Raw genomic sequence first — 10893 nt, 5'->3', positions numbered from 1 at the left:
TTTTTAGCACTTCCACTTCCAGCTCGGCCCGCTCGAGACGCTTTTTGAGCTGTCGGTTTTCGCGCTCCAGCTCACGCTGGCTCTTGTGGGGACCCGTATTGGGCACTCTCTTGGGCTGTTGGTCGTCCGTGGTCACGAGTTCTCGCCTCCAACGGCAGAGCATCTTCGGGTTCAATCCAAACCGCCTCGCCACGCGGGCGACAGATTCGGGTGACTCCAGCGAATGCTGGACCACATGGCGTTTGAACTCCAGGGAGTACTGGCGACGGGTTTTCAAGCGCATAGCACCTTACCTCCGGGGTTGCAGGTAAGGTGTCTACAAATTCAGGGGCACATCAGCCAGGATGGTGGTTCTTCTTCCCTCTTCAAGGCGCGAAGCGCCGTACTTCCTTCTACCAGCGGCGTCAGCCGCGATCTTCTCGCTTCGAGCTGAAGCTCATGGTTCCTTGAGGAACGTCAACGCCGCCCGGGTCGCCGGCCACATCACGCTGCCATGGTGCTCGCCGGGGAAGTTCATGAAGCGCACTCGCCAGCCGTCGTGGCGCTCGGCGAGCCAGTCGGCGAAGCGACGCGCGTTGTCGACCATTGCCCTGTCCCGCATCCGCTTCGCCCGGGGCGTGCCGCGCATGGCCTCGCGCGGCGTCTGCTCGAGCCCCCCGACCCCGATCAGCACCCGGGGAGCGACGTCGTTTGCCCCGGCGGGCGGCAACTGGGCGGCCAGGGTGTCGAGGGGGCGATTCCCGTACCACCACAGCGACGGACTGATCGCGATAAAGCGCTCGAAGCTCGCCGGCCGCGTCATCAGCGCATGCAACGCGAAGAGCCCGCCGTAGGAATGGCCGAATAGCGCCTCGCGGTCGCGATCGACCGGAAAACGCGCGGCGATCTCCGGCTTGAGCCGCGTCTCGATGAACGCCAGGAAGGCGTCCGCCCCGTCGGCTGGCCCTTCGATGTCCTCCGGCCCGCCCTGCGGGGGCGTGTAATCCTCGGCCCGTCGCTCGAAGTCGAAACGTGCCACACCGGGGTAACCGATGGCCACGATCAGCAATTGGCTGTTCTCGGGGCCGGGCGGCGACAGGGTGTCGCGGGCGGCCTGCACCAGCGGCAGCCGTGCGTTGCCATCGAGCAGATAGAGGACCGGATAGCCCTCCGCCGGCGGCGGCGCCTCGGGCAGGGCGACCTCGATGCGGTAGTCTCGCCCGCTCTCGGGAGCCAACAGGGTGAAGGCCCGGGTATCGGGCAGGGTGACACCGTCGTGCGTCTCGCCGTGTGCCATGACAGCAACCGTGAAGAGTAACAGCAGCAGCCCCCCGAAGAGGGCCGTGGGTCGGAATGGACGGCGACACGGTCGGCCGTGACGCCCGGAGATGACGGACGGGACGCACGACTCAGAAGTCATAGCGCAGCGAGGCGACGACGCTGGCGGGTTCGCCCGCCATGTTGAAGGTGCTGGTACCACCGACTCGGCTGTAGTACTCGCGATCGAAGAGGTTGTTGACGTTCAACTGCCCCTTCAGGCGCGGCGTAAAGTCATAGCCGAGCATGGCGTCGAAGACGGCATAGCCCGGAGCCTCCACGGCGCTGGTCCCGAAGTCGCTCATCGCCGTCATGCCGGCGCCGAGATGCACGCCCGCCAGGGCGCCCTCGCTGAAGCCGTACTGGCTCCACAACGTGACGATGTTGCGCGGGGCCAGGGTGAAGGTCGGCGGGACTCGATCGCCCTCCTGCAGCTCGGTATCCATGTAGGTGTAGCCGGCGATCAGGTCCCAGCCGGGCAGCGGCGAGCCGGTCACCTCCAGCTCGGCCCCCTGGACGCGGCGCTTGCCGATGGGCGCAGAGTAGGTCTCGCCCACCACGCCGACGGCATTGTTCTCGTCGTAGAGGCGGAAGGCCGAGAGCCGCGCATTGAGATCGCCCCCGAAATAGCTGCCCTTGATGCCGACCTCGTACTGGGTGCCCTCGCGGGGCTCGATCAGGTCACCGTCGGCGCCATAGGAGGTCTGCGGCTTGAAGACTTCCGAGTAGCTGGCATACAGGGAGTGCGCCGCGTCGAGGTCATAGACCAGGCCGGCGTAGCCGGTGAACTCGTGGCCCTCCCGATCGTGCTCGCTGCCGTCGAGATGGTTCTCCAGCGTCACCTCGTACTGGCTCAGGCGGCCCCCGGCGATCAGTGCCAGCGAGGCGAGGGGGCGGAAGGTCAGCTTGGAGTAGAGCCCGGTTTCCTCGAGGCTGTCGCTGGTTTCGGACGCCAGGTGGGTCTCGAGGATATCGACATAGGCCAGGTCGTGGATGTCCTCGACGGTGGTGTTGCCCAGGCGCGCCCGCCCGGCACGTCCATCGTTGTCATAGCGCTTGTGGTCGAGCCCGGCGACGAACTCGCTGACCTGGCCCAGCGCCTCGAAGGGCTGGCTGTAGCTGGCATCCAGCGACAGCGCCTGGCTGTCGAAGTCTCCGGCCGCACCGGACGCCGCCAGGGAGCCGTCTTCGGCGATGCCGCTTCCGCCATAGGCATAGTTGTACTCGGTCTGGCGCTCGGAATACCGCGCCCCGATCCGACCGTAGCCGCCGCCGGCGAACCGGTGGGTCAGCTCGACCAGCCCGTCGTTGCTGTACATCGTGAAGTCGTTCCAGTCAGCACCGTGGAAGGTATCCGGGTCCGGATAGAGCAGGTCGCCTTCGACATCGGTGGCCTGGCCGTTGTTGACCGCGATGTCCTTCTCCTGGCGCAGGAAGGCCAGCGACAGCGTCGTCGCCTCGCTGAGGTCGGCGTCGAGGGTCCCGTAGAAGGTCTGCCGCTGGTTGTCGTTGTGGTCGACGAAACCGTCGGTATCGCTGCCGGCCACCACCACCCGGCCGCGAATCCGGCCCGCGGCATCGATCGGACCGGAGAGGTCCGTCTCCAGGTAACGCTGGTCCCAGCTACCGTAGCGACCCACCACATGCCCCTGGAAGCGGTCGGTCGCCCGCTTGCGCACCAGGTTGACGATGCCCCCCATCTCGCTGGTGCTGTTGAACAGCCCCGAGGGGCCACGCATGATCTCGACCCGGTCGAAGGCCACCAGACTCGGCAGCGTGCCTTCGCGGCTCGACATCGGCGCCGGCAGCCCGTCGATATTATATTCGTCGTATTCATAGCCCCGGGCCGTGATCGACGAGCGCCCCGCATCGTTGGTCAGCACCCGCACGCCGGGCGTGCGGCCGGCCAGCTGGTCGAGGGTGTCGAAGTTGCGGTCCTCGATGGCATCGCGCGTCACCACGCTCACCGATTGGGGGATATCGCGCAGTGCGGCGGGTGTCTTGGTGCCGACGGTGGCGGCATCGACGCTATAGCCGCCGGTCTGTTCCGAGGGCAGCATGCCGTAGAGGCGATTGCCCTCGACGGTGATGGTATCGAGACGGGACGCCTCCTCGATCGACTGTGCCAGCACCGTCTGGTTGATGCCCAGAGCGGCTACCAGGCCTCCCAGGAGCGAGGCGGATCGGCCGATGGCCCCTTCTCGTATCGTCATGTCGTGTTCCCTTGTCGTCGCGTGGTCAGCCGGCTCGCCACCACAGATGCGAATGCGTTGCAATAACCTCCGGCGCGCCGCATTATGACAGCCCTTCGACACGGCCGCCTTTGCGAAGGCGGCTCATCGCTTTGAGAACGATGCCGAATGCCGGCACGAGGAGGACACCGTCGCCATGAACGGATTGGCCACCGGGCCCGCTCACCCCGCACCGGGCATCGGCGTCCAGAGGCTCGAGTCGCTGGCGGTAGCCATGGTCCATCGCTACCGCGTCGAGGTGCCGGATACGCCTCAGGGGCCGGACGCGCCTCTGCTCGACGGGCGCATGCACCTCACCGAACTCCAACCGGGCATGCACCTTCGCCTGGTCGACGTACGCGACCGCTTCGGCCTCACCAGCCATGCCGAACTGCCCGAGGGCCTCAAGGTCGCCATGGTCATCGGCGGCACGGCACGGGTTCGCTACGCCCGCGACACCCTGAGCCTGGGGCCGTCGAGCACCAGCATCGGCCTGCTGGCGGCGCTGAACCGCGCGACGCCGTTCACCCGCTTCGGACGCGCCGGCGGCCACGAGCGAACGCTGATCCTGACGCTCTCCTCGGAGTGGCTGGCCCGTCATGGCCATGCCCGACACCTCACCGATACCGGCCCCGACCCAAGGCTGACACGCTGGCACCCCTCCCCCGGCCTGCTGACCCTCGCCCATCAGTGCTTCGGCACGAAGACCCTGGCCGGCGAAGGAAGCGCCCGGCAGCTGCAGCTTCACGGGTTCGCGCTGGCCATGGTCGGCGAGGCGCTGGCCGCCGAGGAGCCGCCCTCGAGCCGGACACCTGCGCTGCACGCCGCGGACCCGCGCCTCGACCGACTGATGGCCATGATCGACGGCGGCCAGGCGCACCAAACCAGCCAGGCCGAGCTGGCCCGACGGCTAGGCATGAGCCTCAGTTGCCTGCAGCGTCGCTTCCGGGCCCGTCAAGGCCAGTCGCTAGGGCGCTTTCTGCGACGGCAGCGCCTGGCCGCCGCCCATGCAGCGCTCTCCCGTCAGGGCCTGAGCATCGATGCAGCGGCGGATCTCGCCGGCTATTCCAGCGCGCCCAACTTCGCCACCGCCTTCAAGCGCGCGTTCGGCATCACGCCCAGCGAATGCCGGGCCGCTGACAACACCGGACCGGCGGCAGTCGAGGCCGATTCACCCTTGTAGTTGCCCGCAGCCCGCAGCCCGCAGCCCGCAGCCCGCAGCCCGCAGCCCGCAGCCCGCAGCCCAGCGTATTCGCGACCCAGAAAGAACAACCCCACCGGGAGGACCCGATGGGGTTGTTCTTCCTTCAAGCTTCCAGCTTATGGCTTCAAGCTAAGGTGGCGGCGGTGACATTGGCCGCCGGGGCCTCAGTGGAGTGCTTGCGGTTGATGGCACTCAGCACGCCCTTGATCGAAGCGCTGGTGATGCTCTCGTCGGTGCCGACGCCGAACACCGACTCGCCGTTGACGCGCACTTCCACGTAGGCGATCGCCTCGGCGTCGGCCCCCTGGCCTCGGGAGTGCTCGTGGTAGTCGATGATCTCCACGTCGTGACCCTCGGCGGCCAGCGACTTGATGAAGGCCGCCAGCGGCCCGTTACCCTGCCCCTGGATGACGCGCCGCTCGCCGCCCTCCTCGATGGTGGCCTCGAGGCTAACGGTGGGGCTGTCCGGCTCGGAGGACATGCGATGGCTGATCAGGCCGAACGGCACGCGCTGGTCCAGATACTCGTCCACGAACGCCTGGTAGATCATCTCGGAGGTGATCTCCTTGCCCAGTCGGTCGGCCACTTCCTGTACCACCTGGCTGAACTCGATGGACAGGCGGCGCGGAAGTTCGATGCCATGCTCCTGCTCGAGCAGGTAGGAGACCCCGCCCTTGCCGGACTGGCTGTTGACGCGGATCACCGCCTCGTAGCTGCGCCCCACGTCGAGCGGATCGATCGGCAAGTAGGGCACGGCCCAAACGCCGTCCGGGTTTTCGCGACGTTCGGCCATGCCTTTCTTGATGGCATCCTGGTGGGAACCGGAAAAGGCGGTGAACACCAGGTCGCCGACATAGGGATGACGAGGGTGCACCGGCAGCTGGTTGCAATACTCCACCTCACGCATGATCGGCGTGATGTTGGAGAAGTCGAGCCCCGGGTGCACGCCCTGGGTGTAGAGATTCATCGCCAGGGTAACGAGGTCGACGTTACCGGTACGCTCACCGTTGCCGAACAAGCAGCCCTCGACGCGGTCGGCACCGGCCATCACGGTCAGCTCGGCGGCGGCGACGCCGGTGCCGCGGTCGTTGTGCGGATGGACGCTGACGATCAGATGATCGCGATGGGCGACGTGGCGGCAGAACCACTCGATCTGGTCGGCATAGTTGTTGGGCGTGGCGCACTCCACCGTGGCCGGCAGGTTGACGATCATGGGCTTGTCGGCGCTGCCGCCGTAAGTCGCCTCCACGGCATCGACGATCTCCACCGCGAAATCCATTTCAGTGGTAGTGAACAGCTCCGGGGAGTATTGGAAGGTCCAGTTCGTCTCCGGCGCCGCTGCCATGTGCTCGCGGATGCGAGTGGTGGCATCCACGGCGATCTGGATGCACTCGGCCTTGTTGACGTTGAACACCACGCGGCGAAACACCGGGTCGGTGGCGTTGTAGACGTGCACGATGGCATTCTTCGCCCCCTTGAGCGCCTCGAAGGTGCGGTCGATGAGATGCGGGCGCGCCTGGGTGAGCACCTGGATGGTGACGTCGTCCGGCACCTTGTCGTCCTCGATCAACGAACGCACGAAGTCGAAGTCGGTCTGGGAGGCGGAGGGAAAGCCGACCTCGATCTGCTTGAAGCCGATCTTCACCAGCAGGTCGAAGAAGCGCTGCTTGCGTTCCTGGTCCATGGGATCGATCAATGCCTGGTTGCCATCGCGCAGGTCGACCGCGCACCACTGGGGGGGCGTCTCGATGCGGCGGCTGGGCCACTGGCGATCGGGCAGGTCGATGGCCACGAAGGGGCGGTATTTGGCGGAGGGGTTATCGAGCATCATGGCGGCGTTCTCCCAGGAGCGGTTTGTTGGATTCAGAAACGGCGACGCCCCGGCTGCCGGAAGGCAGACGGGGCGTCGTCGAAGTGTTCGGTCATGATCATCACGACCCGACGAACCGGTCGGGCGGCGCGTACGACACAGGCAGCGGCGATGTTCATGGAAATAGCGTTAGCGGTGTGGGACATGTGACAACCTCGGTTCGACGAAACAGACGACGATGCAAGAGGCATCGCCCAGCGCACTCAGCGGCGGGCTAGTAGTCGTAGGTCGAGAACGAGGTTGTACGATGTCGTGTTCATGGCTCTAGCAAATCAGCCCGGAGACGGCTTGTCAACTCCTGCCTGCCTCCGGGCCGCTCCGTGCGAGGCTCAGGTGCTCAATTCCGCCGAGCCGAGGATGGTCATCAGGTCGCGGGCATGCTCGGCCGCTTCCTGCCCGAGGGCGGTGAGGTAACCGCCATCGGCCTGGGTGACCAGCCCCTTGCGATGCAGGCGTTGAGTGGCCTCGATCATCTCCGGTTCGGCGTTCGAGTGTACCTTGATGCCTTCCTGGTGATTGACCGGGTTGAACAGGCCGAGCACCTTGAGTTCGTCGAGCAGTTCCGGGGTATAGCTGGGCTGTGGCATGGCGCTTTCCTTGGCGTTGTCGTGAGCGTCCCTCGACGCTACCCCGCCTGGCCCGACGACGCCAGCGAAAACCGCCTCATCCCTCCTCGAGATCGCCCTGCCGGTAGCCGATCAGGTAGAGCACCGCGTCCAGCCCCAGGGTGGAGATGGAATGCCGGGCCCGTTGACGCACCAGCGGCTTGGCGCGGAAGGCGATGCCGAGCCCGGCGGCGGCCAGCATCTTGAGGTCGTTGGCCCCGTCGCCCACGGCGATGGTCTGCTCCATGGCCAGGCCCTCGCGCTCGGCGATCTCGTGGAGCAGCGCGGCCTTGCGGTCGGCGTCGACGATCGGCTCGCGAACCTCCCCGGTGACCTTGCCGCCCTCGATCACCAGTTCGTTGGCATGCACCTCGTCGAAGCCGAGCTTGTCCTGCAGGTGACGCGCGAAGTAGGTGAAGCCGCCGGAGAGGATAGCGGTGCGGTAACCCAGCCGCTTGAGTTGGCCCATCAAGCGCTCCAGGCCGTCCATCAGCGGCAGCTCCTCGGCGATCTCGGCGAGCACCGACTCGTCGAGGCCGCGGAGCTTCGCCATGCGCTCGCGAAAGCTCTGCTGGAAATCCAGCTCGCCGCGCATGGCCCGCTCGGTGACCTCGGCGACCTCATCGTAGACACCGTGGCGGCGCGCCAGCTCGTCGATCACCTCGGCCTGGATCAGGGTCGAATCCATGTCGAAGCACACCAGGCGACGGTGCCGACGCCAGATCGAATCTTCCTGCAGGGCGATGTCGACGCCGTGGGCCGCGCCCAACGCCAGGGCCTTCTCGCGCAGGGCTTCGAGGTCGACCTCGTCGCCGCGCAGCCAGCACTCGACGCAGGCACCCTGGATGGCGTCGTGCTCGCCGGGAACGCCGCCGTCCAGCGGCTCGCGCCCGGAGAGCCGATGGATCAGTTCCACGGTCAGGCCGTGCTCGGCGGTCAGCGCGCCGACCTCGGCCAGGATGCCCGCCGGCAGGTGCGGCGCCAGCAGGGTCATGATCAGCCGCGGTTGGCTGGCCTGCACGCTCCAGCGGTGATAGTCCTCGGCGCTGACCTGGATGGCCTGGACATCGAGCCCCAGGTGGTCGCCGGCCGCCGCCAGGGCCCCTTCCAGGTCCACGTCATGATCGAGCCCCACCAGCGCCTCCAGCGACACGATGCCGAAGGTCACGCTCTGGTTGATATCCAGCAGCCGGGCGCCGCTCTGGGCCAACGCCCGGCCCAGGCCGGCCAGTTGGCCGGGCCTGGCGGGACCGCTGGCGCGGATCAATAGTCGTCTAGTCATTGCAACCTCGATAGCTAGAAGCTCGAAGCTGGAAGCCGGAAGTGTGCCGGTTGCCAGCCCCGAGCCGGGGTTTCTTCACGCTTCAAGCTTCCGGCTTCAAGCTTTCCAGGCGGTCGACCTTCTGCAGGCCTCGGGGCAGCTTACTGCCGCGGCGGCCGCGTTCTCCCCGATAGTAGTCGAGATCCTCGGCCTTGAGCGTCAGCTTGCGCTTGCCGGCATGCACCACCAGGGCCTGGCCGGATGACAGCAGCGCCAGGTCGCGCAGGAACTCCTCGCGTCGCGCGGCCCGCGCCCCGGGGATGTCGAGCATCTTGTTGCCCTTGCCCTTGGCCAGCTCCGGCAGCTGCTCGAGCGGGAACACCAGCAGCCGCCCCTCGTTGGAGACCGCCGCGACGCTGATGCCCTCGCCGTCCGGGATGGCCAGGGGCGGCACCACGTTGCAGCCCCTGGGCACGCTGAGCACCGCCTTGCCGGCCTTGTTCTTGCCGGTGAGCGCCTCGAGGCTGGCGACGAAGCCGTAGCCGCCATCCGAGGCAAGCAGGTAACGGGTGGTTGGCGGCGCCAGCATGACGCCTGCCATATGCGCGCCGGCCGCCACGTTGACCCGACCGGTGACCGGCTCGCCCTGGCTGCGGGCGCTGGGCAGGTTATGCGCGGCCAGCGTGTAGGCACGGCCGGTGTCGTCGAGCAGCACCAGCGGCTGGTTGGTCTTGCCTCGTGCGGCCAGGGCGAAGCGGTCGCCGGCCTTGTAGGAGAGCCCCGTCGGGTCGATGTCGTGGCCCTTGGCGGCACGGATCCAGCCCTTCTCGGAGAGCACGACCGTGATCGGGTCGGCGCCGAGCAGCTCGACCTCGGACAGCGCCTTGGCCTCCTCGCGTTCAACCAGCGGCGAGCGACGCTCGTCGCCGTAGTCCTTCGCGGCGGTGCGCAGCTCTTCCTCGATCAGGTCGGTGAGCGCGGCCTCGGAGCCGAGCAGCTCCTCCAAGCGGGCGCGCTCGGCCTCGAGGTCGTCCTGTTCGCCGCGGATCTTCATCTCCTCGAGCTTGGCCAGGTGACGCAGGCGCAGCTCGAGGATCGCCTCGGCCTGACGCTCGCTGAGGCCGAAGGCCTCGATCAACGCGGCCTTGGGCTCGTCCTCCTCACGGATGATGCGGATCACCTCGTCGATGTTGAGGTAAGCCGCAAGCAGGCCCTCGAGGATATGCAGGCGATCCTGGACCTTGCCCAGACGATGCTCCAGGCGCCGGCGTACCGTGCTGCGACGAAAGCGCAGCCACTCGCCGAGCAGGTCGGGCAGCGGCATGACCCGCGGCCGGCCGTCCAGGCCGATCACGTTCATGTTGATGCGGATGTTCTTCTCGAGGTCGGTGGTGGCGAACAGGTGCGCCATCAGTGCCTCGATATCGACGCGGTTGGAACGCGGCTCGATCACCAGCCGTGTGGGCTCCTCATGGGTCGACTCGTCGCGCAGGTCGGCGACCATGGGCAGCTTCTTGGCCTGCATCTGGCCGGCGATCTGTTCGAGCACCTTGGCGCCGCTGACCTGGTAAGGCAGCGCGCTGATCACCACGCTGCCTTCTTCCAGGCCGTAGCGGGCGCGCATCTTCACCGAGCCGCGGCCGCTCTCGTAGACCTTGCGCAGCTCGGCCCGGGGGGTAATGACCTCGGCGGCGGTGGGAAAGTCCGGCCCCGGCAGGTACTCCACCAGATCGCCGGTGGTGGCCTCGGGGTGGCGCAGCAGGTGGCAGGTGGCATCGACCACTTCGCCCACGTTGTGGGGCGGGATGTCGGTGGCCATGCCCACGGCGATACCGGTACCGCCGTTGAGCAGCACATGGGGCAGCCGCGAGGGCAGCACCACCGGTTCCTGCATGGTGCCGTCGAAGTTGGGGGTCCAGTCCACGGTGCCCTGGCCGAGCTCGGCGAGCAGCACCTCGGCGAACTTCGACAGCCGCGCCTCGGTATAGCGCATGGCGGCGAAGGACTTGGGATCGTCGGGGCTGCCCCAGTTGCCCTGCCCGTCCACCAGCGGATAGCGATAGCTGAACGACTGGGCCATCAACACCATGGCCTCGTAGCAGGCGCTGTCGCCGTGGGGGTGGAACTTGCCCAGCACGTCGCCGACGGTACGCGCCGACTTCTTGTACTTGGCGCTGGCGTTCAGCGCCAGCTCGCGCATGGCGTAGACGATGCGCCGCTGGACCGGTTTCATGCCGTCGCCGATGTGCGGCAACGCCCGGTCGAGGATGACGTACATCGAGTAGTCGAGGTACGCCTTCTCGGTGTACTCGCGGAGGGACAGGCGCTCGACGTCGCCCTCCGCCACTTGGATATCCATGGTCATAGCAATTTGACCTTATTCACGATCGTGGAATCGTTTGAGGATCGTCCCACTGAAAACTCAT

9 protein-coding genes are annotated in these 10893 nt (G+C 67.0%); 1 reads left to right on the top strand and 8 read right to left on the bottom strand.

What is annotated here, in order from left to right; all coding sequences use genetic code 11:
* From ACGTN6_RS05870 to ACGTN6_RS05860, 3 genes are all read right to left on the bottom strand, one after another.
* On the bottom strand, positions 1 to 283 hold a 283-nt coding region (locus tag ACGTN6_RS05870; RefSeq protein ID WP_394590364.1), incomplete at its 3' end, for a transposase.
* A 153-nt stretch (positions 284 to 436) separates the two neighbouring features.
* Positions 437 to 1276, bottom strand: coding sequence for an alpha/beta hydrolase (locus ACGTN6_RS05865; RefSeq protein ID WP_394590363.1), 840 nt, complete (start codon positions 1274 to 1276; stop codon positions 437 to 439).
* Positions 1277 to 1388: 112 nt separating this feature from the next.
* Positions 1389 to 3509 (bottom strand): TonB-dependent siderophore receptor, encoded by a 2121-nt coding sequence (locus tag ACGTN6_RS05860; RefSeq protein WP_394590362.1) that lies wholly within the window; start codon positions 3507 to 3509, stop codon positions 1389 to 1391.
* A 175-nt stretch (positions 3510 to 3684) separates the two neighbouring features.
* Between ACGTN6_RS05860 and ACGTN6_RS05855 the strand changes: the two genes are divergently transcribed.
* Entirely contained in the window at positions 3685 to 4710 is a 1026-nt protein-coding gene (locus tag ACGTN6_RS05855; protein WP_394590361.1) for a helix-turn-helix domain-containing protein, read from the top strand.
* A gap of 145 nt (positions 4711 to 4855) precedes the next feature.
* Here the strand turns inward: ACGTN6_RS05855 and leuA are convergent, their stop codons facing one another.
* From leuA to parC, 5 genes are all read right to left on the bottom strand, one after another.
* Positions 4856 to 6562: a 2-isopropylmalate synthase gene (gene leuA, locus ACGTN6_RS05850; protein WP_394590360.1), complete on the bottom strand. Its 1707-nt coding sequence runs from the start codon at positions 6560 to 6562 to the stop codon at positions 4856 to 4858.
* A 32-nt stretch (positions 6563 to 6594) separates the two neighbouring features.
* A complete protein-coding gene (locus tag ACGTN6_RS05845; RefSeq protein WP_394590359.1) occupies positions 6595 to 6747 on the bottom strand; it encodes a hypothetical protein in 153 nt (50 codons plus the stop codon).
* A 183-nt stretch (positions 6748 to 6930) separates the two neighbouring features.
* Positions 6931 to 7188 (bottom strand): TIGR02647 family protein, encoded by a 258-nt coding sequence (locus tag ACGTN6_RS05840; protein ID WP_394590358.1) that lies wholly within the window; start codon positions 7186 to 7188, stop codon positions 6931 to 6933.
* Positions 7189 to 7264: 76 nt separating this feature from the next.
* Positions 7265 to 8488 (bottom strand): phosphoserine phosphatase SerB, encoded by a 1224-nt coding sequence (serB, locus tag ACGTN6_RS05835; RefSeq protein ID WP_394590357.1) that lies wholly within the window; start codon positions 8486 to 8488, stop codon positions 7265 to 7267.
* Positions 8489 to 8570: 82 nt separating this feature from the next.
* The gene (gene parC / locus ACGTN6_RS05830; RefSeq protein ID WP_394590356.1) at positions 8571 to 10832 is read right to left on the bottom strand and encodes a DNA topoisomerase IV subunit A; all 2262 of its coding nucleotides are present in this window, start codon (positions 10830 to 10832) and stop codon (positions 8571 to 8573) included.
* Positions 10833 to 10893 lie beyond the last annotated feature (61 nt).

This window comes from Halomonas sp. B23F22_20 (assembly GCF_043496985.1).
Classification (GTDB): Bacteria; Pseudomonadota; Gammaproteobacteria; order Pseudomonadales; family Halomonadaceae; genus Halomonas.
Note: the sequence above shows the minus strand (reverse complement) of the source record. Positions and strands in the feature narration are given on the sequence as shown.